Genomic DNA, 24,054 nt, shown 5'->3' with positions numbered 1-24,054 from the left:
CAGGCCGGGGGGACGAACGTCAGCGGCCCAGTGGCCTGCGGGGCAGGGGGGAGGAGTAGACGACGCTCGTCGTCACCGATCCGAGCGCGCCGATCCTGCCCGACACCTCTTCCAGGTGCTGCATCGAGCGTGCGGCGACCTTGATGACGAAACAGTCGTCGCCCGTGACGTGGTGCGCCTCCAGGATCTCCGGGGTCGCGTCGACCAGGTCGTGGAACGGCTTGTAGTTGCCGTTGGGATAGCGCAGGCGCACGAAGGCGAGGATGGGCAGCCCGAGCCGCTCCGGGTCGACCACGGCCGCGTACCCCTGTATGACCCCGGCCTCTTCGAGGCGTCGCACCCGCTCCGTGACGGCGCTCGCGGACATCGAGACGGCGCGCGCGAGCTCCGCGTAGCTGGCGCGGCCCTCGCGCTGGAGGACATCGAGGATGCGCCAGTCGGTGGCGTCCGTGGAATAACCGGTCATGGCCGAGAGATAACAGGGAAATCCCCGGCCGATCAAGAGCCGGCCGGGGATTTGTGCCACTCGTCCGCAATGGCGGGTGAGGACGAGCGGAGACGAGCGGCGGGACTCAGACGCCCGCGACGCTCTGGATCCAGGAGCGGTACGCCGTCACGTTCGTGTACGCGGTCGTGGTCTGGCGGTCACTGGTGGAGGCGACGCCGACCTGCACGCCGTTGGCCATCATCGGGCCGCCCGAGTCGCCGCCCGCGGTGATGCCGTCGCCGCGCCGGGCGCAGATGGCCTGGCCCTGGTAGGCGTCGCGGCAGCCGCCGGTCACGACGACGTTGGCGACCTTCAGGAGCCGGGACTGACAGTTGATCTCCTGGCCGCACTGGGACGTCGCGCCCCAGCCGTACACCTGGACGGTCTGGCCCACCGACACCGAGCCCGGGGAGCCGAGGCGCGCGTAGGTGCCCGCGACGGAACGGTCCAGGCGGACCAGGGACAGGTCGGACGACGGGTGGTTGGTGACGCTGACGCCGTTGGCCGTGGTGCCGCCCGACGTCTGGTCGAGGCTGCCGATGCGGAACGAGAGGCCGCCGCCGCTGACGCAGTGCTTGGCGGTGAGGATCCAGGTGGGGGCGATGATCGTGGCGCTGCAGGTCTGCCGGCCGTTGGAGAAGAGCCTGGCCGCCCAGGGTGCGTTGCTGGCGTAGCCGCCGCCGATGATCGGCTGCGGGCCGTTGGTGGAAGCAACGGCGGGCGTTTCCGCGCGCGTCGCGCTCTGAGCGGCCGCGGTGGGGGCGAGCCCCAGGACGGCGAGGGCGGTGGCCGCGAGCGCGGGGACGAGTCTGGATATTCGCACGTTCGTCTCCATTGTGTGGGGATGAAGCGTCCTTGATGAGGACGAGACCGCATAGGTATGCAGCCGCAGCGCACGCCGAGGAGGCGGGTATCTCCTGTCGCGTGCATGCCATCTCTGGCGGGAGAGAATCTGGCAGAGGAGTCGTGGGCGGCGCAAGAGGTCGGCGACGCCTTCTGTGACGTGCGTGCAGCCGTGGGTGAGCTTGCGGTCCAGTGCATGATCAAACCAATTCTTGGTCCGGACCATTGTCGACGGACCTGACGTGCTCCTGGCAACGCGCTTTCACGACAACCCTGTTGGGACCCGCCCGGGAGCCCCACAGGGGAATGGGGTCGTAGAACGTCGAACTGCCGGGGAATTGCCGGTGAGCCCGCGCGGGCGCCGGGATTCACCGCTTCAGAGTTCCGTTCGCCGCCCGTAGATTTTCCGCCATGAACAACACGAACGCGCAGCTCAGCGCCCCTGGTTCAGCTTCCGCACCCGCTGCTCGCAACGCGGTCCTGAGGATTCCGCCCGCCTCACCGGCCGCGGCCGCCGCGTACTTCGGCGCGTCCCTCGCCTTCCACGCCGACGTGTCCGACGTGGCGTCCGCGCTCGCCGGGGACGCCGACCCGGGCTTCGTGGTGATCGACACCCGTTCCACCGCCTCATGGGACCAGGGGCACCTCCCCGGCGCGGTCCACCTGCCGACCGCACTCATCCCCGAGCAGGCGGAGACGCTCCTCGACAAGGCGGTGCCGGTCGTCACCTACTGCTGGGGACCCGGCTGCAACGGCGCGACCCGCGCCGCTCTCGCCCTCGCCCGACTGGGCTTCCAGGTCAAGGAGATGCTCGGCGGGTTCGAGTACTGGGCGCGCGAAGGGTTCGAGTTCGAGACGTGGGAAGGCCGTGAGCGGCGCGACGCCGACCCGCTCACGGCCCCCGTGGACACCGGGGACTGCGGCTGCTGACCGCCCCGGCGCCGTTACGTCGTCACAGCGCGGACAACTCTTCCACCAGGTCGTCCAGGCCCAGCGAGCCCTGCGAAAGGGCGGCCATGTGCCACGCCTTGGCGTCGAACGCGGCACCGTGCCTGCGCCGCGCGTTCTCACGTCCGAGGAGCCAGGCCCGCTCACCCAGCTTGTACCCGATGGCCTGCCCGGGGATGGTCAGGTAGCGGGTCATCTCGCTGGTCACGTACTCCGTGGTGCGGCTGCAGTGCGCGTCGTAGAACTCCTGGGCGAGGTCCGGTGTCCAGCGCTCACCCGGATGGAAGGGGGAGTCCGCCGGGATCTCCAGCTCCAGGTGCATGCCGATGTCGACGATGACCCGCAGCGCGCGCATCATCTGCGCGTCGAGATAGCCGATCCTGCGCTCGGGGTCGGTCAGGAAGCCGAGCTCGTCCATCAGCCGCTCCGCGTAAAGGGCCCAGCCCTCGGCGTTGGCGCTGACGATGCCGACCGTCGCCTGGAAGCGGGAGAGGTTCTCCGCCACGTGCGCCCACTGGGCGAGCTGGAGGTGATGGCCGGGCACGCCCTCGTGGTACCAGGTGGAGACGAGGTCGTAGACGGGGAAGCGGGTCTCGCCCATCGTCGGCAGCCAGGTGCGGCCCGGCCGGGAGAAGTCCTCGGACGGGCCCGTGTAGTACGGGGCCGCGGCGCCGCCGGGCGGCGCGATGTGGGACTCCACCTTCCGTACCCGCTCGGCGAGTTCGAAGTGCGTGCCGTCCAGGGCGTCGATCGCCTCGTCCATCAGCTCCTGCAGCCAGACCCGGACCTCCTCCACACCCTCGATGTGCGTCCCGTGCTCGTCGAGGTGGGCGAGCGCCACCCACGGCGTGGCCGCGCCGGGCAGGATCCTCTCCGCCTCGGTCCGCATCTCCGCGAGCAGCCGGTGGAACTCCGACCAGCCGTACGCGTACGCCTCGTCGAGGTCCAGGTCGGTGCCGTTGCACGCGCGGGACAGCCGCGCGTAGCGCTCGCGGCCCACGATGTCGGGGGCGCCCTCGATCGCCGGTGCGTAGACGTCGCGCATCCAGTCGCGCAGCGCCACCACCGACGCGGTGGCGGCGCGGGCGGCGGTGTCCAGGTCGGAGCGCAGGGCGCCGGGGCCCGCCGCCGCGAAGTCGTCGAACCAGCCGCCCCCGCTCGGGTGGTCGCCGGTCTCGCCCGCCCACTCGGTGAGCTGCCCGATGAAGGTGGCGGTGGGGCGAGGGGGCCCGAACAGCTTCCGCTCCAGGCCCAGTTCGAGGGAGGCCCGGTACCCTTCGAACGCCTTCGGCACGGCGCGCAGCCGCTCGGCGATCGCCGCCCAGTCGGCCTCCGTCTCCATGGGGGAGACGGTGAAGATCTCCCGTATCTGATGCGGCATCGTGTCCAGGTTGCCGACCGCGCGCAGCCCTTCCTCGGCCTCGTGCACGGCCAGCTGCGCGGTCAGCCGCTCCCGCAGGAGCCGCCCGCAGCGCCGCTCGGCCTCGCTGTCCGCGCCGGGCCTGCGCTCCGCCTCGTCCAGCCGCGTCAGGGTCGCGCGCGCCAGCCGCGCCAGAGCCTCCTGGCCCTCGGGGGAGGTGTCGGGGAGCCTGCTGTTGCTCTCCGCGACACCGAGGTAGGTGCCCGTGATGGGGTCGAGGGCGATGAGTTCGTCGACGTAGGCGTCGGCGACGGCACGGGGCAGGGGGCCGGTGCTCGCATGCGGCTTCTCAGTGGCTGACATGCGGACATCGTCGTACAGAGAAGCGGTGCGCGTCACCATGATTCACCCGGCGGATCCTCCGTGACGCCGGAAGCGGCGTCTGGCGGGAGCAGCGGGCCGCACGCCCACTGCTGGAAGATCAACCGGGTCTCGACACGCGCCACTTCACGCCGGGCGGTGAACTCGTCGAGCACGAGCCGCTGCAGATCCGCGGGCCCGGCCACCGCCACGTGCACCAGGAAGTCCTCCGGGCCCGTGAGGTGGAACAGGGACAACGACTCCGGCAACGCCCTGACGCGTTCCACGAAGGGCCCGACGAGATCCCGTCGGTGCGGCCGGACCTGCACGGAGAGGAGCGCCTCCACCCCGCGGCCGAGCTTCGCCGGGTCCAGGCGCAGTTGGTGTCCGAGGATCACCCCGGAGCGCCGCAGCCGCGTCACACGGTCGAGACACGTCGACGGCGCGACCCCGACGTGCGCCGCCAGGTCCCGATACGTGGTCCGGGCATCGTTCTGCAGCACGCGCAGTATGTGGAGATCCACCGGGTCCAGTGCGACGGAATCGGCCATCGGCCGAACGTAGCACGGGGTGTGCCCCCATGACCCCGTGCGATGTTCAGCCTGTGCGGCATGGAAGCGAACACCGGGACAGCACCGCACACACCCTCCGCGGACAGCGCCTCGCCGTCACGCGCCCTGGCCACCGAAGCCGTGCACGCGGGACGGGACGATCTGGCCGAAATGGGCCTGCACGCCCCGCCGATCGACCTCTCCACGACCTACCCCTCCCGCGACAGCCGCGGCGAGGCGGCCCGCATCGACGCGTTCGCCGCCGAAGGCCTCGTCGACGACGGGCCGCCAATCTACGCGCGCCTCGGCAATCCGACCGTCGCCCGCTTCGAGACGGCGCTCGCCCGTCTGGAGGGCACCGAGAGCGCCGTCGCCTTCGCGAGCGGCATGGCGGCGCTGACCGCGGTGCTTCTCGTACGGGGATCCGCGCGCCTGCGCCACGTCGTGGCCGTCCGGCCGCTGTACGGCTGCAGCGACCACCTGCTCTCCGCGGGGCTCGTCGGAACCGAGGTGACCTGGGTGGACCCCGAGGGTATCGCCGATGCCATCCGGCCCGACACCGGCCTGGTCATGGTCGAGTCGCCCGCCAATCCGACGCTCGCCGAACTCGACCTCGCCGAGGTCGCCCGCGCCTGCGGCACCGTCCCGCTGCTCGCCGACAACACGTTCGCGACCCCCGTGCTGCAGCGGCCCGCCGAGAGCGGCGCCCGTCTGGTGCTGCACAGCGCCACCAAATTCCTCGGTGGCCACGGTGACGTCCTCGGCGGCGTGGTCGCCTGCGACGAGGAACTCGCACGGGGGCTGCGGCAGGTCCGCTTCGCCACGGGCGGGGTGCTGCACCCCCTCGCCGGCTACCTGCTGCTGCGCGGCCTGTCCACGCTTCCCGTGCGGGTGCGCGCGGCCTCGGCGAACGCGGCGGAGCTGGCGCGCCGCCTCGCCGCCGACCCGCGTGTGGAGCGCGTCCACTATCCGCGGATGGGCGGCGCCATGGTCGCCTTCGAGGTACGCGGCGACCCGCACGGGGTGATCGCCGGCGTACGGCTGATCACCCCGGCGGTCAGCCTCGGCAGCGTCGACTCGCTCATCCAGCACCCGGCGTCCATCAGCCATCGCGTGGTCGACGTCGAGGACCGGCGTGCGGCCGGTGTCAGCGACCGGCTGCTTCGCATGTCGTGCGGCCTGGAGGACGTCGACGACCTCTGGCGCGACCTGGACAGGGCGCTCGGCCCCGTCCCGGTCACCATCCGCGCCCCGACGGCCACCGGGACAGCCGCCGCCGAAGGGCTCAGGGGCGCCGCGCGTGGTCGTACGGCAGCCGCGAACTGACCGGCGTCGCGTCGAGGCGGGCGGTGATCACCAGCGTGCCCTCCTCGATCTGGTAGTCGAGCGGCAGGCCGAGCCCGCGCATCGCCGCGACCATGCCGGTGTTGGACGCCCGCGTCACCGCGTACACGCTCTCGCAGCCCGCCTCGACCGCCATCGCCACCAGACGGCCGAGCAACTGGCCGCCGATGCCGCGGCGCTGCCACTCGTCCTCGACGAGCAGCGCGACCTCGGTCTCGTCGCCGTCCCACAGAAGGTGGCCGATGCCGACGATCCGGCCGGACGCGGTGCGCACCGCCAGGGTGCGGCCGAACCGGGGGCTGAGGAGGTGGTTCAGGTAGCGGTCGGCGTCGTGCACCGGGCCGTGATAGCGCTTGTCCAGTGTGGCGGGTGAGCACCGCTCGTGCATGGCCTTGGCGGCCTCGATGTCGGCGGTGTCGGCCCGCCGCACGGTGATGGAGTTGCCCTCGGGGAGCGTCAGGACGTCCTGGCTGCGCGGGATGCGCGGGCCGAGCCGCGTGTCGAGCTCGACCAGGGCCCGCGCGCGGGCGAACTCCGTGGGCGTGAACGGCAGATAGGGGCGCTCGACGGTGATGACCTCGCCGTCGGGCCCCTTCAGCCTCAGCACCGTGCCGTCGAGTACGCCGTCGACCGGGGTCGGCTCCGACGGGGCCGACTCGTCCCGGCTCTCCGTGCGAGCGGCGGCGGGCAGGGAGCGGATGGTGCAGCGGCCCAGGAGGTGCCGCAGGGCCAGGGGCAGTTCGGCCGCGTCGAGGGCGGTGCGGGTGGCGAGGCCGAGGATGCGGGTCGGGGCATCCACCAGGTCGTGGGCGTCGGCGCGCTCGATCCAGGTGCCCGTGCCGCCCGCCCGCGCGACCGACCGGGTGATCTCCGCGCCGGCGAGGTCCGCGGGCGCGCGCAGCAGGAACTCGTCGACGGTGCCCTCGGCCAGCGGGTGCGCCTGCAGGCTGAGGATGTCGCAGCGGCGCTCGGCGAGCGTCACGCACAGCGCGGCGAGGGAGCCCGGCTCGTCCCGCACGGTCGTGCGCATCCGCCACAGGGTGGTCTCGGTGGCGGTCGCGGGGGCGACCGCGTTGTCGGTGGTCGTGGTGGTCGTCGTGCGCCCGGCCTGCTCCGCGTCCGCGGGCGGCCGGGCGACGGTATCGTGCGCCGGGGGCGGGGCGTGGTCGTGGCGCCGTGCCCACCAGATGTGGAAGCCGGCCGTGGCGAGCAGCACCACGGCCGACACGACCAGCAGGCCGGGGCCGTCGGGCCCGTGCCCCACCATGTTCGCGACGGCGTCGGCCACCGCCACGGCGGTGAACAGGGCCGCCAGTTCGACCACGTCGCGCCGCCAGTGATGAACGGGGCGTCCGTGCTTGGTCCGTGTCACGTCAGACATGTCAGCTCTCATACGTTCACTGTGCTGGACCGGTGTTTCGTGATCACGAACGCCCTGTGACTGATGGGTAAAGAGGTCATTGGCCCCTTTGGCGGCAATTCGGTGTAGGGGCCGCCCCGCTCACTGCCCGACGCGGCCCGGACGCAGCACCTTGGTGAACAGCACGCCGCCGCCCTCCTGGCGCAGCCGCACCGTCAGCTCCCCGCTGCCGCCGTCGATGTCGACCTCGCCGAAGTACTGCGGTGTCTCGGCCGGAGACGTGTTGGCGCGGCTCGGCGCCTTGACGAACTTCTGCTCGGGGCCGAACGTCCCGTCGAGCTTCGTCGCGGGGAAGCCGCCCGCGGCCAACGGGCCGGACACGAACTCCCAGAACGGCGCGAAGTCCTTGAACGCCGCGCGCGACGGGTCGTAGTGCTGCGCGGAGGTGTAGTGCACGTCGGCGGTCAGCCACACCGTGCCCGTGATCCTGCGGTGCTTGATGTGCCGCAGCAGTTCGGCGATCTGCAGCTCGCGGCCCAGCGGCACGCCGGGATCGCCCTGCGCCACGGCCTCGAAGTTCTCCCTGCCGTCCGGTACGACGATGCCCAGCGGCATGTCGGAGGCGATGACCTTCCACACGGCACGCGAACGGGACAGCTCGCGCTTGAGCCAGGCCAGCTGCCGGGCGCCGAGGATGCCCGTGGCGTCGTCGGGCTGCCTGTTCGGGGAGTTGGCGTTGCGGTAGGTGCGCATGTCGAGGACGAACACGTCCAGGAGCGGGCCGTGGCGCAGCACGCGGTAGACGCGGCCGTCCTCGTCGCCCGGCGGGAGCGTCGAGATGGGGAAGTACTCGCTGAACGCGCGCAGCGACCGGCCCGCGAGGACGTCCACGTTCTTCTCCGTGTACCGCGCGTCGTCCAGGATCTGCCCCGGGTACCAGTTGTTGCGCACCTCGTGGTCGTCCCACTGGATGATCGACGGCACCTGGGCGTTGAACCGCCGCAGGTTGTCGTCGAGCAGGTTGTAGCGGAACGCGCCGCGGAACTCCTTGAGGGACTCGGCGACCTTGGACTTCTCCTCCGTCGTGACGTTCCGCCACACCGTGCCGTCGGGCAGCGTGACGCTCGGCGGGATGGGGCCGTCGGCGTAGATGTTGTCGCCGCTGCACAGGAAGAAGTCCGGGTCGCGTCTGCGCATCTCCTCGAAGATCCGGTAGCCGCCGCGGTCCAGGTTGATGCCCCAGCCCTGGCCCGCGATGTCCCCCGACCACAGGAAGCGCACATCCTGCTTGCGGCCCTTCGGCGTCGTGCGGAACGTACCGGTCACCGGCTTGCCCGTGCGGCGCGGGTCGTCGGGGTCGGCGAGCAGCACCCGGTAGTGGATCTGCTCTCCCGCGGGCAGGCCGCGCAGCCGCGTCGTCCCCGTGAAGTCCGTGTCCGGGCCGAGCAGCGGGCCGCGCCACCGCTGCGGATGGCGGAACGACTCGGTGGCGGACGTCTCCACGATCATCCGGGCGGGCCGGTCGGAGCGGACCCAGACGAGCCCCGCGTGCGCCGTCACGTCTCCGGCCTGTACACCCCACCCGGCCTTCGGGCGGCCCGACAGGGCGAGCGACGGAGCGGCCCCGGCCAGTGCGGGCACGGCGAGCGCCGCCGGTACGGCGAGCGATCCGCGCAGCACGCTGCGACGACGGGGGGACGGGCTCGGCTGACGTTGCGACATGAATGCGCCTCCAGTTGACGGGTGCGACCAGTGTGCGGGCGCCCGACCGGCACCGCGCCACAGCGCCCACGCGAACCCCAAGTGAACAACTCCCCACAGTCCGGGGGGAACCGCCGCGCGGCGACCGGGTGGGCCCGGCGGCGGAGGCGTAGCGCCGGGCGGCCGGTCAGCGGCAGGTGTCGAGGATGACGCGGGCGACCAGCGCGGGGTCGTCGTTCATCGGTACGTGGCCGCAGCCGGGGAGCCGGACCAGACGTGCGCCGGGGATGGTGTGCTTCGCGCGTATCCCCTGCCGGCGCAGGAGCAGCCGGTCCTTCGTGCCCCAGGCGACGGTCACAGGGAGGCCCGTCACGTCATCCTGGAAGAGGACGTCGCGCCCGGCGAGGAGTGTCGCCTCGAACCCGGTGGCCTCGCGCAACGCGAGCGTCTCGGCGACCACCGCTTCGGGGGAGCGGCGCCAAGGGCGCGCGTAGATCGTGCTCGTGAGTGCCGTGCGCCCGGCCGCGCTCGCGGACAGCCGTTCGATCGCGGGACGCGGCAGCAGACGCGCGCCGCGCCGCATCGCGAGGAGTGTGCCGAACGCGTACCGGCGCTCCGCGCGCGTCCAGAAGCCGGCCGGGGAGAGCGCGGTGACGGAGCGGACCAGCTTCTCGCGGCCCATTTCGAGGGCGAGCAGTCCGCCCAGGGAGTTGCCCGCCACGTGCGGTCGCTCGATCTGCAGCGTCTCGCAGAACGCGCCCAGCGCGGGGACGACCGCCGGCAGCCCGTACTCCAGTTCCTCGGGCAGTGCGGGGGAGCGCCCGAATCCCGGCAGGTCGACCGCGATCACGTCGTGTTCGGCGGCCAGGATCTCGAACACCGGGTCCCAGGCCTGGCGGTGGTGGCCGATGCCGTGCAGCAGCAGCAACGGCTCGCCCGTACCCGCCCGTTCGTAGGAGATCGTCACCGTGTGCGGGCCGCCGTGCGACGCGACGCTGAAGGAGACCTCTGCGGCCATGACTGCTCCTGTCCCCGCCACCGGACGACGGTTCCCGATGTGTTAGACGCGCTGTCAGCAACAATTACCGTCCAGTAGCCCCCAGTTCAAGAGGCCGGCCCCAGGCGCTTCGGACAAGCCGTTCCCGGTGACGGTGAGTGTGCCGCGTACCGCAGCCAAAGTGCCTGGACAGGCGCTGCTTCGTGGGTTGGGATAGGAGCGTGGCCACCGACACCATGACCGACGTCTTCGAAGAGCACCGTTCCGTCCTGATGGGCGTCGCCTACCGCATGCTCGGCCGGGTGGCCGACGCGGAGGACGTCGTCCAGGAGGCCTGGCTGCGCTGGTCGGAGTCCGACCACGAGCAGGTGCGCGAACCCCGCGCCTTCCTGGTGCGCGTCACCACGCGGCTCGCCATCGACCGCCTGCGCCACCTGCAGTCCCGGCGCGAGGCGTACGTCGGGCCGTGGCTCCCCGAGCCCTACGTCACCGACCTCGGGTCGTCCGTGCCCGACACCGCGGAGCGGGCCGTGCTCGCCGACTCCGTCTCCCTGGCCGTTCTCGTGGTCCTGGAGTCCCTCTCGCCCTTGGAGCGGGCGGTGTTCGTGCTCCGCGAGGCGTTCGGGTTCCCGTTCGCCGAGATCGCGGTCACGCTCGACCGCAGCGAGGCCGCCGTGCGTCAGCTCGCGGGCCGGGCCCGCAAGCACGTGGACGAAGGCCGGCCCCGCTACAAGGTGGACCCCGCCGAGCGCCGCGACCTGACCGAGCGCTTCCTCGCCGCGGCGACCGAGGGCGACCTCGACGGGCTGATGTCGCTGCTGGCCCCGGACGTCCGGCTGGTCGGCGACGCGGGCGGCAAGTCGAAGGCGCCGCTGCGCGTCCTGGAGTCCGCGGACAAGGTGGGCCGCTTCCTGCACAGCACCGCGGGCAAGGTCGCCGCGGAGGCACGCGAACTGGAAGTCCGCTTCATCCAGGCGAACGGCGCGGAGTGCCTCTTCATCCTCGTCGACGGCCGACCCGACAGCGTCTTCCGCTTGGACGTCGCCGACGGCCTCATCCAGGACGTCTACATCGTCCGCAATCCGGACAAGCTCGTGTCGCTCGTGCCCTGACATTTCGGTCGCGAGCTGCCACGCGCGATACGTCGTCCCAGCTCAGAGCCCCCGCCTCGATCGGCGGGGGCTCAGTCGTGTGCTCTTCGTCGGCCGTTCATCTGCGGCTGGCCGATTACGCCTGCTTGGCCCCGCGCGAACTCCGCATGAATGCTCTGTGGCATCGTCCCTGTGCACGCTGTAACGGATCGAGGATTGGTCTTGACCAAGGGTGGGTGCGGGCCTATGGTCGCAGAGATAGTGCAGGAACCTTTAATAAACAAGGGCGCTAAAAAGCCGCCGGTCACGGCGATTGCGGAGGACAGGGTGGGGACCACGCAGCTCGAAACGGTGCCGGAGCCGAAGTACTGGCATCTGAAGACCGTGCTCAGTGAGGCGCTCGACTCCGAGTTCTCCGTGGGCGAGATCCTGCCGAACGAGCGCGACCTGGCCGCCCGCTTCGGTGTCGCCCGCGCCACCCTCAGGCAGGCCCTCGAACAGCTCGAACTCGAAGGCAGGCTCCACCGCCGCCGTGGAGTGGGCACCACGGTCGCTCCGCCGCGGATGGGTGTGGCCGTCGGATCCGCGCAGGGTTCGTGGCCGGGCGCGGTCGGCGACGCCTGGCAGCCCGCGGACTGCGCCCCGGCGGTCCCGTCGGCGGACGTGGCCCGGATGCTGGAGACCGCCGCGGACGAACAGGTGCACGTCGTGCGCCGCACCCGCGTCTCCAACGGCCAGCCCGTGGCCGCCGAGCTGCTGTACGTGCCCACGTCGTCGGTCGCCGAACTGACCGGCATGGACGAGCCGTCCGGCGCGGCACGCGCGCGTGTCGTCCTGCGTGAGCTGTCCCGGCTCGGCCTCGAAGGACAGGACCGCGCCGTCGAACTCGGCTCGGCCCGCGCGGACGACGCCAAGGCCCTCGACCGCCTGCCCGGCGCACCCGTGCTCGTCGTGACGACCCGCTTCTTCGCCGAGGGCCGCACGGCGGCGGTGTCCGTCGCCACCTACCGCGCCGACACCTGCCGCCTCACGTTCGGGGACTCCGGCGGCGTCGAGATCCATCACGACACGGAGCGCCACGCTTCCTGACGCGAACCGGCCACTCCGTTCGCTCCGTCGAGAGGACCGTCATCGCCGCGCGGTGACGGTCCCCTCGACGGCGAACAGCTGCTCCTCGACGTGGTCCAGCGCGAGCCGCAGCGCCCCGGTCGACACCACCGCCTCGCCCAGCATCGAAAGGGCCACCCGCGGCGGCCGCAGGCAGTACCGCTCCAACTCCTGGTGCAGCGGCTCGAGCACCCCGTCGAGCCCCGCGGCCCAGCCGCCCACGACGACCAGCTCCGGATCGAGCGCCAGGACCAGCGCGGCCACGTCATGCACGAGCCGCTGGATGAACCGTTCCACCGCGGCCTGCGCCCGCTCGTCACCCTCGCGCGCGTGCGCGAACACGTCGGCGACGGCCTGCTCGTCCAAGGGGTGCAGCGGCTCGCCGGTGGTCGAGAGCAGCGTCTCCGGAGTCACCTCGCGGCCCAGCAGGTGCAGCGCGCCGATCTCGCCCGCCGCGCCGCCGTAACCCCGGTGCAGGCGCCCGCCGATCAGCGAACCGGCCCCCGGGCTCAGCCCCGCGAGGACGAACACCACGTCGTCCGTGTCGGTCGCGGCGCCCTTCCAGTGCTCGGCCACGGCCGCGGCGTTGGCGTCGTTCTCCACCAGGACCGGGCACTTGAACGATCGGCGCAGCCGCTCGCCCAGCTGAAGCCCCGTCCACTCGGGCAGTGCCGTGCTCAGCCGCACCGTGCCGTCCGCGTCCAGGATGCCGGGGCTGCCCACCCCGACGGCCCGCAGCGAACTGCGGGCGATCCCGGCGCGGCGCAGCAGATCGGCGACCGCCGTGCGCAGCCGCTCGAGCCGGTCGTCCGCGGAAGCCTCCGCGGAGACGGCCTTCGACGCCGCCCCGAGGACCTTGCCGTCCAGGTCCGAGAGGACGGCGGCCACCCGGTGCGGGCCGATCTCCAGACCGAGCAGATGTCCCGCCTCCGCCCGGAACCGGAACTTACGCGCGGGCCGGCCCTGGCGCCGCGCGCCGCCGTCCTCGGGCGCCGACTCCACTACGAGCCCGGCCTCGATGAGCCCTTCGACGACCCCCTCGACCGTGGGCCGGGAGAGCCCGGTCGCGCGGGTGATCTCCGTGAGCGTCGCCACGTCCGCGGCGCGCAGCGCGTGCAGCACCACCGCGGAGTTGATACGCCGCAACAGGGAGGGGTCCCCGCCGCTCAGCTGCCCCAACGTCCGTCCTCCCAGCTCGTGCGCGTGATGGCCGGATCGTACTCGCAGGACGGTACGGCGGCGAGTGCCGGGCCCGTCCGCACCGTGTCCGGCACCGTCTTCCCCGCAGACAGGGCCGTCACCCCGGCTCGACGAAACCGGACTCGTACGCGGCGATGACCGCCTGCGTCCGGTCCCGCGCCCCGAGCTTCGCGAGGACCGCGCTGACATGTGACTTGACCGTCTCCGTGCCCACGACGAGGCGGGCGGCGATCTCCGCGTTCGACAGACCGCGCGCCATGAGCCGCAGCACCTCCGCCTCACGCTCGGTCAGCGCGGCCCTCTCCAGGGCGTCCCGGGCCTGCGGATTGCCCCGCTCCGCGCCGTACTCGCCGGCCAGCTGCCGGACCGCGGCGGGGAACAGCAGCGACTCGCCCTCGGCGACCAGCCGCACCGCGTGCACGATCTCCGCGGGCCTCGCGCGCTTCAACAGGAACCCGTCGGCGCCCGCGCGGAGCGCCTCGTACACGTACTCGTCGTTCTCGAACGTCGTCACCACGAGGATCTTCGGCGGGTCCGGCACGGTGCGCAGCACGGCGCGGGTCGCCTCGATGCCGTCGAGCAGCGGCATGCGGACGTCCATCGCGACCACGTCGGGGCGCACCTCGCGGACCAGGGGGATCACCGCCGCGCCGTCCGCCGCCTCGCCGACCACACGGATGTCCGGCTGCGCCTCCAGGACGGCACGCAGGCCCGCGCGTACGAGGGGTTCGTCGTCGACGAGGAGCACGGTGACCGGCATCCCGCCAGCGTAGATCATTTGAGGGGCAGTTCGACGTGCACCTGCCAGTCGCCTTCGTGGGGGCCCGTGGTGGCCCGGCCGCCGAGCAGGGTCGCCCGCTCCCGGATGCCGCGGAGTCCGCTGCCGCCGCGCCCCGTCGAACCGGTGGGGCGCGGCAGCGCGTTGCGCACGTTCATCACCAGGCGGGCGTCGTCCACGGCGATGCGCAGGCGCACGGGCACGGGGCCGGAGTGGCGCAGGACGTTGGTGAGCGCTTCCTGGAGCATGCGGTAGCCCTCGCGGGAGACGGGTCCCGGCAGCCGTTCCACGGGCCCCGACACCTCCATGTCCACCTCCGCGCCCGAGGCACGCGCCGACTGGAGCAGCCGGTCGGCGTCGGTGAGCGTCGGCCGCCCGCTCACCGGCTGCTCGTCCTCGCGCAGCACCCGCAGCACCCGCTCCAGGTCCTCCAGCGCGGCCCGCCCCGTCTCCTCCACCGCTTCCAGGGCGCGTGCGGTGAACTCCGGGTCGGAGGCGGCCCTCGCGGCGCCCGCCTGGACGACGGCGACGGTCAGGGCGTGCCCTATGGAGTCGTGCAGTTCGCGCGCGATGCGGTTGCGCTCGAGGAGCTGCTCGGTGCGTTCCTCCATGACGGCGAGGCGTTCGGCGGGGGAGGGGCCGAGCAGACGCCGGGCGACCACAGCGGTGAGGTGTCCCGCCGCCAGCAGCACGCCGAGCTCCGCGAGGACGAGCAGGAGGCTCAGCGGCGCCTTGACCCAGGCCGTGTCGGGTGGGGTGAGCAGCAGGCCGTCCTTCTCCGAGGCCTGGTCGTTCGCACCCGTCAAGGCGAAGACCATCCCGATGAGCTGGCCCGTCACATGAACCAGGGCGATGCCTGTCTCCAGGCGGAACACCAGCCATACGGCGGTCCGTACCCGGTCGCGCCAAGAGGCCGAAGGGGCGACGGAGATGCCGGAGTCCTCCGCCTCGCCGCCCGGCACGGGCGCGTGGTGACCGGGAAACAGCATCATCCTGGCCTGCAGTCCCTCGGCCCTGCGGATGACGGGCACCAGCGCAGCCGCCACCAGCAACGGCACGGGGGTGACCCCGACGAGCACCCAGTCGATGTAGGAGGGTTCGGAGAGCCCCGGATAGATCGAGGCGACCACCCACGCGATGGCCGACCCCAGGAAGATGTGCAGCCAGCGCGTGTACGTGACCGCACGGGTCAGGGGCCGCAGGAAGCCGAGCATTCCGCCATCGTGCCAGGCCACCCCCACCGTACGACTCCCCCGTGAGGGGGAGACGGACTCCCCGGGCGGGGGAAGCCCCCGAAGGGCCTCAGCGGCCAGGCTGACGCCCATGACCAGCATCGACGTCAAAGACCTCACCAAGGAGTACGGCCCGACCCGCGCCCTGGACGCCGTCACCTTCAACGTCCGCCCCGGCCGGGTCACCGGCTTCCTCGGACCCAACGGCGCCGGCAAGTCGACCACCATGCGCCTCGTCCTCGGCCTGGACCGCGCCACCTCGGGCACGGCCACGGTGGGCGGCCACCGCTACACCGAACTCCCGGACCCCCTGCGCCATGTAGGGGCGCTGCTCGACGCCCAGGCGGCCCACGGTTCGCGCACCGCCCGAAGTCACCTCCTCGCGCTCGCCGTCAGCAACCGGCTCCCCGCGCGGCGCGTGGACGAAGTCCTGGAGGAGTCGGGGCTCGGCTCCGTCGCGGGCAAGCGCATCAAGACGTTCTCGCTGGGCATGCGGCAACGTCTCGGCATCGCCGCGGCGCTGCTCGGCGACCCCGAGGTCGTGATGCTGGACGAGCCGTCCAACGGTCTCGACCCCGAAGGCATCATCTGGATCCGCGAGTTGCTGCGCCGACTGGCCAAGGAGGGGCGTACCGTCCTCGTCTCCAGCCACCTCATGAACGAGACCGCGACCTTCGCCGATCACCTCGTCGTCCTCGGCCGGGGCAGGCTGCTGGCCGACGCCCCCATGACCGACTTCATCGCGTCGCACAGCCAGGCACGGGTCCGCGTCCGGACGACCGACCCGGACCTGCTCCGTGAACTGCTGTCGGGCCGCGGATACGTACTCGGGGAGTCGGTCGAGGGCCGCTGGACGGTCGAAGGGGCGAAGGCCGAGGAGGTCGGAGCGATCGCCGCGGGCGCCGGGGTCCAGGTGCTCGAACTCGCCGACGAACACACCTCCCTGGAGGAGGCCTACCTCGCCCTGACGGCCGACGAAGCCCAGTTCCGAGCCGGCACCACCACCGTCCCCGCGTCCCGCCAGGAGGCCTGATCATGGCCATGGAGAACTCCGCCGTACTGCCCGTGGCCCACGCCGAGTGGATCAAGATCAAGTCGTTGCGGTCGAGCCTGATCTCGCTGCTCGTCATCTTCGCCGCGACCCTCGCCATCACCGTGCTGGCCTCCGCGACCATCGGCCGGGCCGAGGCCGACAACCCCGACGCCGAGCCCCTCTTCGACGCCTTCTACGCCTTCAACTTCGGCCAGATCGCGGCGATCAGCTTCGGGACGACCGCCATGTCGTCGGAGTACACGAGCGGCGCCCTGCGCATCTCGCTCGCCGCCGTGCCGCGCCGCGGGCTCTTCTACGGCTCCAAGATGCTGGTCATCGGAAGCCTCGCGCTGCTCGTGGGACTCGTCACCGGCTTCGCCACGTTCCTGACCAGCCAGGCGTTTCTGGGTGACCACGCGATCGGGCTCGGTCACCCCGGCGCCGTGCGCGCCTGCGTGGGCGGCGGCGTCTACCTCGCGCTGATGGCGCTGCTCGCGGCGGGCCTCACCGCCGTCCTGCGCAGCGGCGTCGCCGTCCTCGGCATCCTCATCCCGTTCACGCTCATCGTCTCGTTCGTGGTCGGCGACGTGGCGGGCGGCGCCGCCGGTTACCTGCCGGACAAGGCGGGCCGGCAAGTGCTGCACGAGACCACGACAGGGAGCCTCGGCCCGTGGGCGGGGCTCGCGGTGTGCGCGGCCTGGACGGGGGGCGTGCTGCTCGCCGGCTGGTGGGCGGTCCGCCACCGGGACGCGTGACGCGTGCCGAGTGACCGGGAACGCGCGACGCATGACGTGTTGTCAGTGCCGCCCGCTTTACTGGACGTCATGAGCAGCGCACACCACCTCGCCGTGATCGACCTGCTGCGCTCCCGGGACTTCCCCACGGAGTCCGGCAGGTCCGAGCACGGCTCCCAGGGCCCCGGCTTCCACATCGCGGAGTTACTGACGAGTGACACCTTCTGGGAGGACGACGGCACGCGATGGCACCTCACGGAGGAGCAGTACGACGCCGAGCGCGACGCACTGACCGTGCTGCTCGCCGACCGCTGGGGCCCGCCGCAGCAGTTCAGCCTGGCGAGCCTCTTCGAACGCTCCATGGCGGCCGACATCGGCGAGGCGGAGGAGGAGATACCGGAGCCGTGGGCGCACTTGAGCTCCTGCGTGCCGGACCTGCACCTGTGGCGGGTCGACGGCCGGTGGATAGCCCTCGGAGTCGCCCAGTGGGACAAGGAACTGCCGTTTCAGCTGCTCGCCGTGGTCACCGAGACGGACCCGCCGTGACGGCGGCGCGCGGCCCCCGTCAGACCAGCCCGAGCGAGCCCGCGCCCGTCCGCTCGAAGAAGCGGGCCACATCCGCCTCCGTCACCCGCGACAGCTCCGCGGGCGACCAGCGCGGCCTGCGGTCCTTGTCGACGACCTGCGCCCGGATGCCCTCGGGCAGGTCGGGCGAGGCCAGGGCGGCGCAGGACACGCGGTATTCCTGTTCCAGGACCGCTTCCAGGGTGGGCAGTTCACGCGCCCTGCGCAGCGCGGCCAGCGTGACCTTCAGTGACGTCGGGGACTTGGACAGGATCGTCTCGGCTGCTTCCTTCGCGTGCCGGTCACCACTCGCGTGCAGCCGGTCCACGATCTCCTCGACGGAGTCCGCGGCGTAACAGTGGTCGATCCACTCGCGGTGGGCCGCCAGCTCACCCGCCGGAGCCGTGGCCGCGAACTCACGCACGACCGCAGTCGCATCGGTGTCGGCGAGCGCCGCGGTGAACTCCGGCAGCCGCTCCGACGGAACGTAGTGGTCCGCGAGACCGCACAGCAGCGCGTCGGCCGCGCCCACCGGCGTCCCCGTCAGCGCCAGATGCGTGCCGAGTTCACCGGGCGTCCGCGTCAGCAGGTGCGTACCGCCCACGTCGGGCACGAAGCCGATGCCCGTCTCCGGCATCGCCACCCGCGACCGCTCCGTGACCACCCGGATGTCCCCGTGCGCCGAGACGCCGACACCGCCGCCCATCACGATGCCGTCCATCACGGCCACGTATGGCTTCGGGAAGCGGGCGATGCGCGCGTTGAGGAGGTACTCGTCGTGCCAGAACGCAGCCGACGCCGCCGCGCGGCCCGCGCGCACGTCGTCGTGGATCGAGCGGATGTCGCCGCCCGCGCACAGCCCGCGCTCCCCGGCACCGGTGACGACCACCGTCGCCACCGACTCGTCCCGCTCCCACGCGTCCAGGGCCTGCGCCATGATCCGTACCATGGCGTGGTTCAGGGCGTTGATGGCCCGCGGCCGGTTCAGGACGAGGTGCCCGGCCCGCCCCTCGCGGTGGTGCAGGACAGGAGCGTCGACGGGCGCGGCGGGCATGGCGTTCATGGTGCGGGTGGCTCCGTTCACGAGGGACGTACGCGGATCACGGTGGGCGTACGGGGGTGCGGTCAGGGATGGTCGCGGTCGCCGCCCTGGAACGCGTCGAGGATCTGCTCGGCGGCGGACGTGGCCGTCAAGGTGCCCGCACGGACGCGCTGTTCGAGGTCCGTGGCGAGCCGCTTGACCTCCGCGTGGGCGAGGAGCCTGCCGAGGAGCTCGTCCCGCACCATCGACCAGGTCCAGTCGACCTGCTGGTCGCGGCGCTTGGCGGCGAGGCGGCCCGTCGAGTCGAGCAGGGCGCGGTGCTGCTCGATCCGCTCCCACAGCGTGTCGAGGCCGCTGGACTCACGGGCGCTGCAGGTCAGCACCGGGGGAGTCCACGCCGCGTCGGCCGGGTGCATCAGCCGCAGCGCACCCGCCAGTTCACGGGCCGCCGAGCGCGCGTCCCGCTCGTGCGGGCCGTCCGCCTTGTTCACGGCGATGACGTCCGCGAGTTCCAGTACGCCCTTCTTGATGCCCTGCAGCTGGTCCCCGGTGCGGGCGAGGGTCAGCAGCAGGAACGTGTCGACCATGTTCGCGACCGCCGTCTCCGACTGCCCGACGCCCACGGTCTCCACGAGCACCACGTCGTACCCCGCCGCCTCCATCACCACGATGGACTCGCGCGTCGCCTTCGCGACCCCGCCGAGCGTCCCCGCCGAGGGAGAGGGACGCACGAAGGCGTCGGGGTCCAGCGCGAGCCGTTCCATCCTGGTCTTGTCGCCCAGGATGGAACCGCCCGTGCGCGTCGAGGACGGGTCGACCGCGAGCACCGCGACCCGGTGCCCGAGCGAGGTCAGCATCGTGCCGAGCGCGTCGATGAACGTGGACTTCCCCACGCCGGGCACGCCGCTGATGCCGACCCGCCGCGCCCGACCGCTGTGCGGCAGCAGCTCGGTGAGCAGCTGCTGCGCCAGCGCGCGGTGCTGCGGTCGGGTCGATTCGACGAGGGTGATGGCGCGCGCGACGAACGCGCGCTTCCCGTCGAGGACGCCCTTCACATACGTATCGATGTCGATCGTCACAGGCATGGCTTTTCCCCGCCGTTCACCGGCTCACAGTTCGTGGCCGAGATCGGCCGCCAGACGCTTCACCAGGTCGAACGCCGCGTCGGGGATCACCGTGCCGGGCGGGAACACCGCCGTTGCGCCCGCCTCGTGCAGCGCCTCGACGTCCTGCGGCGGGATGACGCCACCCACGACGATCATGATGTCGTCGCGGCCCTCGGCGGCGAGCTCCTCGCGCAGCGCGGGTACGAGGGTGAGGTGACCGGCGGCGAGGGAGGAGACGCCCACGATGTGCACGTCCGCCTCGACGGCCTGGCGCGCCACTTCCGCCGGGGTCTGGAACAGCGGGCCGACGTCGACGTCGAAGCCCAGGTCGGCGAAGGCGGTGGCGATGACCTTCTGGCCGCGGTCGTGTCCGTCCTGGCCCATCTTGGCGACCAGGATGCGCGGCCTGCGGCCCTCGGCCTCGTCGAAGGAGTCCACGAGTGCGCGCGTGCGCTCGACGGACGGGGACTGGCCTGCTTCGGTGCGGTACACACCGGAGATCGTACGGATCTGGCCCGCGTGCCGCCCGTACACCTTCTCCAGTGCGTCGGAGATCTCACCGACCGTCGCCTTCGCGCGGGCCGCGTCGACCGCGAGCGCCAGCAGGTTGCCCTCGAGGCCCTGCCCGGGGCCGCGCTCGGCCGCCGCGGTCAGGGCGCGCAGCGCGTCCTGGCAGGTGGCCTCGTCGCGCTCCGCGCGCAGCCGCTTCAGCTTGGCGATCTGCTGGGCACGCACCGAGGAGTTGTCGACCTTCAGGACGTCGATCTGCTCGTCGCTGTCCGCCCGGTACTTGTTGACGCCGATGACCGGCTGGCGCCCCGAGTCGATGCGGGCCTGCGTGCGCGCCGCGGCCTCCTCGACGCGCAGCTTCGGGATGCCGGCGTCGATGGCCTGCGCCATGCCGCCCGCCGCCTCGACCTCCTCGATGTGCTGCCAGGCACGCCGCGCCAGGTCGTACGTCAGCCTCTCGACATAGGTGCTGCCGCCCCACGGGTCGATCGTCCGGGTCGTCCCCGACTCCTGCTGGATGAGGAGCTGTGTGTTGCGGGCGATGCGCGCGGAGAAGTCGGTGGGCAGGGCGAGCGCCTCGTCCAGTGCGTTCGTGTGCAGGGACTGTGTGTGGCCCTGCGTCGCCGCCATCGCCTCGACGCAGGTGCGCGTGACGTTGTTGAACACGTCCTGCGCGGTCAGCGACCAGCCCGACGTCTGCGAATGGGTGCGCAGCGAAAGCGACTTGGCGTTCTTCGGGTCGAACTGTTTGACCAGCTTCGCCCACAGCAGGCGCGCCGCGCGGAGCTTGGCGACCTCCATGAAGAAGTTCATGCCGATCGCCCAGAAGAAGGAGAGCCGCGGCGCGAACGCGTCCACGTCGAGCCCCGCTTCCCGGCCGGCCCGCAGGTACTCCACGCCGTCGGCGAGGGTGTACGCGAGCTCCAGGTCGGCCGTCGCGCCCGCTTCCTGGATGTGGTAGCCGGAGATGGAGATCGAGTTGTAGCGCGGCATCTTCTGCGAGGTGTACGCGAAGATGTCGGAGATGATCCGCATCGAGGGCTTCGGCGGATAGATGTAGGTGTTGCGGACCATGAACTCTTTGAGGATGTCGTTCTGGATGGTCCCGGCCAGCTTCTCGGGCGGTACGCCCTGCTCCTCGGCCGCCACGATGTACAGCGCGAGAACGGGCAGCACCGCGCCGTTCATCGTCATCGACACCGTCATCTTGTCCAGCGGGATGCCGTCGAACAGCTGCCGCATGTCGTAGATCGAGTCGATGGCGACGCCCGCCATGCCGACGTCACCGGTGACGCGCGGGTGATCGCTGTCGTAGCCGCGGTGGGTCGGCAGGTCGAAGGCGACCGACAGGCCCTTCTGCCCGGCCGCGAGGTTGCGGCGGTAGAAGGCGTTGGACTCCTCGGCGGTGGAGAAGCCCGCGTACTGCCGGATCGTCCACGGCTGGTTCACGTACATCGTCGGATAGGGGCCGCGCAGGTACGGCGCGACACCGGGGTACGTCCCGAGGAAGTCGAGGCCTTCCGCGTCGGCGCCCGTGTACAGCGGCTTGACCGCGATGCCCTCGGGCGTCTCCCACAGCAGGTCCGCATCGGACTTGCCGACGGACTCCTTCACCGCGGCGTGCCACTGCTCGGCCGAAGGGGACGGACCGCCGCCCGTGCCCAGCTCGATGTCGTCGAACTCGGGGATCCGCATTACGCCACTCCCATGCGGTCGAGGGTGGTGGTGAGCACGGCGACCGCGTCGCAGCCGGCGAAGACGTACTCGTCGATGTCGGTGAACTCCCCGCGTCCGGCGAGGAACACGCACAGCGCGCCCGCCGCCTTCAGGGCCCGCGCGACCTCCTCGGCCTGCTCGGCGTAGAGAGCGTCGCTGGAGCAGACGCACGCCACCGTGGCACCGCTCGCCGCGAACGCCTCGGCGGCCGTCTCCGCGTCCACCGACACCGGGTCGTGCACGGGTTCGATGCCGCCCGCCATGAAGAGGTTGGAGGCGAAGGTCGCCCGCGCGGTGTGCGCGGCGGCGGAGCCGAGCGCGGCGAGGAACACCTTGGGGCGGGCGCCGGTCGTCGCCAGGTGGGCGTCCGAGCGGGAGCGCAGCTCCTCGTACGCCTCGTCGCGGCGCACCCGGGGCAGACCGCCCGAGGGCGCGGCCGGCGCGGGCTCGCGCTCCACCGGGCGCTCGGTCAGCAGCGGGAACTCGCTGACGCCCGTGATGGGTTCGCGGCGCCTCGCCAGCTTCTTCTTGCGCTCGGCCCAGGTCGCGGCGATCCGGTCGCCGACGAAACCGGAGCGCAGGGCCGCGGCCTGCCCGTCGGCGCGCTCGATCTCCTTGAAGAAGTCCCAGGCGGCGTGGGCGAGTTCGTCGGTGAGCCGCTCCACGTACCAGGAACCGCCCGCCGGGTCGATGACGCGCGCCAGGTGCGACTCCTCAAGGAGGATCGTCGACGTGTTGCGGGCGATGCGGCGCGCGAACGCGTCGGGGAGGCCCAGCTCGTGGTCGAACGGCAGGACCGTGACGGCGTTCGCGCCGCCCACCCCCGCACCCAAGCAGGCCACGGTCGTGCGCAGCATGTTTACCCACGGGTCGCGGCGGGTCATCATCACGGGAGAGGTCACCGCGTGCTGCCGCTGCGCGCCCGCCGCCGGAGCCCCTGACACCTCGGCGACGCGCGCCCAGAGGCGGCGTGCGGCCCGCAGCTTGGCGATGGTGAGGAACTGGTCGGCGGTGGCCGCGAACCGGAACTCCAGCTGCGCGAAGGCCTTGTCGACGCTGAGGCCGGCATCGTGGAGCGCACGCAGGTACTCGACGCTCGTGGCGAGCGAGGCGCCGAGCTCCTGCGCGGCGGAGGCACCCGCCTCGTGGTACGGCAGGGCGTCCACGGTCAGGGCGCGCAGGCCGGGGTAGCGCTCGCCGCACAGCCGCGCCAGGTCGGCGACCTCGTTGAAAGAGGTCACCTTGTCGCCCGTGCGGGCCTCGTGCCCGAGCGGGTCGGCGCCGAGCGTGCCGCGCACCGCGTCGTCGGCGACGCCCGCGGCCTCGTACAGGCGCAGCAGTTCCCGCGCGGCGGGCCCGGCCTGGTCGCCCGCGTCGAGCGCGAGGGGCACCAGGTCGAGGTAGACGCCGCCGAGGGCACGCTCCAGGCCGGAGACCGGGAGGCCGGCGGGGCCCACGGTCAGCCAGAGGGAGGTGACGCCGTTCTCCAGGTCGGTGAGGACGGCGTCGTTGGTGCGCGCGGGGTCGGCGCTCGCGTACCGCTGCCGGACGTCCCAGCCGCCCGGGGTGTTGCCCTCGGGAACGGAACCCCTGACGAACGGGGCGAAGCCGGGGAGTCCGGCGTCGGGCGCGACGTCGCGCGCGGTGTACAGGGGGCGGGTGGTGAGCCCGTCCTCGAGAGCGGTGGACAGCGCTTCCTCTGCGGCCGTGCCCGATACGTCCTTACCCGACTTGCGCAGCACGCCTTCCACAAGGCGCTGCCACTGCTCATGGGTCGCATCAGGGAACTCGGCGGCCAGCGGAAGCCCGTCGTCAGGCAGGACCGTCATGCCCCGATGCTAGGGCGCAATGCCTGGCACGGGGTGCCATGAAGGGCTGTGACCTTGCCCTCTTCCGATGGCTCTTGATCTCAAACGAGCAGAGGGCTATTACCGGCCGGAGGCATCGAGCCGGGCGCCAAGTCGGGCATGGCGGCAGATATCGCGGCAGT

The 24,054-nt window shown here is 72.1% G+C and carries 21 protein-coding genes; 7 read left to right on the top strand and 14 right to left on the bottom strand.

From position 1 onward, the window contains the following. Nucleotides 1–19 precede the first annotated feature (19 nt). The gene (locus tag DEJ47_RS01785; protein ID WP_150164229.1) at nucleotides 20–466 is read right to left on the bottom strand and encodes an Lrp/AsnC family transcriptional regulator; all 447 of its coding nucleotides are present in this window, start codon (nucleotides 464–466) and stop codon (nucleotides 20–22) included. Nucleotides 467–572: 106 nt separating this feature from the next. After that, nucleotides 573–1,310, bottom strand: coding sequence for a S1 family peptidase (locus DEJ47_RS01780; protein ID WP_150164227.1), 738 nt, complete (start codon nucleotides 1,308–1,310; stop codon nucleotides 573–575). A 431-nt stretch (nucleotides 1,311–1,741) separates the two neighbouring features. On the opposite strand from DEJ47_RS01780, the gene DEJ47_RS01775 reads away from it, so the two are divergent. Beyond that, nucleotides 1,742–2,260, top strand: a complete 519-nt coding sequence (locus DEJ47_RS01775; protein ID WP_150164225.1) for a rhodanese-like domain-containing protein — start codon at nucleotides 1,742–1,744, stop codon at nucleotides 2,258–2,260. Between the two features lie 22 nt (nucleotides 2,261–2,282). Here the strand turns inward: DEJ47_RS01775 and DEJ47_RS01770 are convergent, their stop codons facing one another. Continuing rightward, nucleotides 2,283–4,001 (bottom strand): DUF885 domain-containing protein, encoded by a 1,719-nt coding sequence (locus DEJ47_RS01770; protein ID WP_150164223.1) that lies wholly within the window; start codon nucleotides 3,999–4,001, stop codon nucleotides 2,283–2,285. A 32-nt stretch (nucleotides 4,002–4,033) separates the two neighbouring features. Continuing rightward, complete coding sequence (locus DEJ47_RS01765) at nucleotides 4,034–4,549, bottom strand: Lrp/AsnC family transcriptional regulator (protein WP_150164222.1); 516 nt, start codon at nucleotides 4,547–4,549, stop codon at nucleotides 4,034–4,036. Between the two features lie 60 nt (nucleotides 4,550–4,609). Between DEJ47_RS01765 and DEJ47_RS01760 the strand changes: the two genes are divergently transcribed. Continuing rightward, nucleotides 4,610–5,875, top strand: coding sequence for a trans-sulfuration enzyme family protein (locus DEJ47_RS01760; RefSeq protein WP_150164220.1), 1,266 nt, complete (start codon nucleotides 4,610–4,612; stop codon nucleotides 5,873–5,875). Here DEJ47_RS01760 and DEJ47_RS01755 read toward each other — a convergent pair. The 3 genes from DEJ47_RS01755 to DEJ47_RS01745 form a co-directional block, all read right to left on the bottom strand. Then, complete coding sequence (locus DEJ47_RS01755) at nucleotides 5,835–7,274, bottom strand: GNAT family N-acetyltransferase (protein WP_223828189.1); 1,440 nt, start codon at nucleotides 7,272–7,274, stop codon at nucleotides 5,835–5,837. The genes DEJ47_RS01760 and DEJ47_RS01755 overlap by 41 nt on opposite strands. Nucleotides 7,275–7,394: 120 nt before the next feature. After that, a complete protein-coding gene (locus DEJ47_RS01750) occupies nucleotides 7,395–8,975 on the bottom strand; it encodes an alkaline phosphatase D family protein (RefSeq protein ID WP_150164216.1) in 1,581 nt (526 codons plus the stop codon). A gap of 166 nt (nucleotides 8,976–9,141) precedes the next feature. Beyond that, complete coding sequence (locus DEJ47_RS01745; RefSeq protein ID WP_150164214.1) at nucleotides 9,142–9,972, bottom strand: alpha/beta fold hydrolase; 831 nt, start codon at nucleotides 9,970–9,972, stop codon at nucleotides 9,142–9,144. Between the two features lie 200 nt (nucleotides 9,973–10,172). Here DEJ47_RS01745 and DEJ47_RS01740 point away from each other — a divergent pair, with 200 nt between their 5' ends. Next, nucleotides 10,173–11,063 carry an RNA polymerase sigma-70 factor gene (locus tag DEJ47_RS01740; RefSeq protein WP_150164213.1) on the top strand — a complete coding sequence of 297 codons (891 nt, stop codon included), beginning with the start codon at nucleotides 10,173–10,175 and terminating at the stop codon, nucleotides 11,061–11,063. Nucleotides 11,064–11,369: 306 nt separating this feature from the next. Then, nucleotides 11,370–12,131, top strand: coding sequence for a GntR family transcriptional regulator (locus tag DEJ47_RS01735; RefSeq protein WP_150175374.1), 762 nt, complete (start codon nucleotides 11,370–11,372; stop codon nucleotides 12,129–12,131). 39 nt (nucleotides 12,132–12,170) lie between these two features. On the opposite strand, the gene DEJ47_RS01730 is transcribed toward DEJ47_RS01735, so the two are convergent. The 3 genes from DEJ47_RS01730 to DEJ47_RS01720 all read right to left on the bottom strand — a co-directional run bounded on the left by DEJ47_RS01730 (nucleotide 12,171) and on the right by DEJ47_RS01720 (nucleotide 15,341). Next, nucleotides 12,171–13,328 (bottom strand): ROK family transcriptional regulator, encoded by a 1,158-nt coding sequence (locus DEJ47_RS01730; protein ID WP_150164211.1) that lies wholly within the window; start codon nucleotides 13,326–13,328, stop codon nucleotides 12,171–12,173. 118 nt (nucleotides 13,329–13,446) lie between these two features. Beyond that, nucleotides 13,447–14,109: a response regulator transcription factor gene (locus DEJ47_RS01725; protein ID WP_150164209.1), complete on the bottom strand. Its 663-nt coding sequence runs from the start codon at nucleotides 14,107–14,109 to the stop codon at nucleotides 13,447–13,449. Nucleotides 14,110–14,123: 14 nt separating this feature from the next. Next, nucleotides 14,124–15,341 carry a sensor histidine kinase gene (locus tag DEJ47_RS01720; RefSeq protein ID WP_150164207.1) on the bottom strand — a complete coding sequence of 406 codons (1,218 nt, stop codon included), beginning with the start codon at nucleotides 15,339–15,341 and terminating at the stop codon, nucleotides 14,124–14,126. 109 nt (nucleotides 15,342–15,450) lie between these two features. On the opposite strand from DEJ47_RS01720, the gene DEJ47_RS01715 reads away from it, so the two are divergent. The 3 genes from DEJ47_RS01715 (at nucleotide 15,451) to DEJ47_RS01705 (ending at nucleotide 17,672) form a co-directional block, all read left to right on the top strand. Beyond that, nucleotides 15,451–16,392 (top strand): ATP-binding cassette domain-containing protein, encoded by a 942-nt coding sequence (locus tag DEJ47_RS01715; protein WP_150164205.1) that lies wholly within the window; start codon nucleotides 15,451–15,453, stop codon nucleotides 16,390–16,392. Between the two features lie 2 nt (nucleotides 16,393–16,394). After that, on the top strand, nucleotides 16,395–17,147 hold the full coding sequence (locus tag DEJ47_RS01710) for an ABC transporter permease (RefSeq protein ID WP_150164203.1): 753 nt from the start codon (nucleotides 16,395–16,397) through the stop codon (nucleotides 17,145–17,147). 69 nt (nucleotides 17,148–17,216) lie between these two features. Beyond that, the gene (locus tag DEJ47_RS01705) at nucleotides 17,217–17,672 is read left to right on the top strand and encodes a hypothetical protein (RefSeq protein ID WP_150164201.1); all 456 of its coding nucleotides are present in this window, start codon (nucleotides 17,217–17,219) and stop codon (nucleotides 17,670–17,672) included. Between the two features lie 19 nt (nucleotides 17,673–17,691). Here the strand turns inward: DEJ47_RS01705 and DEJ47_RS01700 are convergent, their stop codons facing one another. From DEJ47_RS01700 to mutA, 4 genes are all read right to left on the bottom strand, one after another. Further along, on the bottom strand, nucleotides 17,692–18,753 hold the full coding sequence (locus tag DEJ47_RS01700) for an enoyl-CoA hydratase/isomerase family protein (RefSeq protein WP_398337750.1): 1,062 nt from the start codon (nucleotides 18,751–18,753) through the stop codon (nucleotides 17,692–17,694). Nucleotides 18,754–18,815: 62 nt separating this feature from the next. Continuing rightward, entirely contained in the window at nucleotides 18,816–19,817 is a 1,002-nt protein-coding gene (meaB, locus tag DEJ47_RS01695; RefSeq protein WP_150164199.1) for a methylmalonyl Co-A mutase-associated GTPase MeaB, read from the bottom strand. A gap of 24 nt (nucleotides 19,818–19,841) precedes the next feature. Beyond that, complete coding sequence (gene scpA / locus DEJ47_RS01690; protein WP_150164197.1) at nucleotides 19,842–22,043, bottom strand: methylmalonyl-CoA mutase; 2,202 nt, start codon at nucleotides 22,041–22,043, stop codon at nucleotides 19,842–19,844. Next, entirely contained in the window at nucleotides 22,043–23,893 is a 1,851-nt protein-coding gene (mutA, locus tag DEJ47_RS01685; protein ID WP_150164195.1) for a methylmalonyl-CoA mutase small subunit, read from the bottom strand. Before mutA ends, scpA begins: the two co-directional genes overlap by 1 nt. Nucleotides 23,894–24,054 lie beyond the last annotated feature (161 nt).

Source organism: Streptomyces venezuelae (assembly GCF_008642355.1).
In the GTDB taxonomy this organism is placed as follows: Bacteria; Actinomycetota; Actinomycetes; order Streptomycetales; family Streptomycetaceae; genus Streptomyces; species Streptomyces venezuelae_B.
This window is presented reverse-complemented; position numbering and strand designations above follow the sequence as displayed.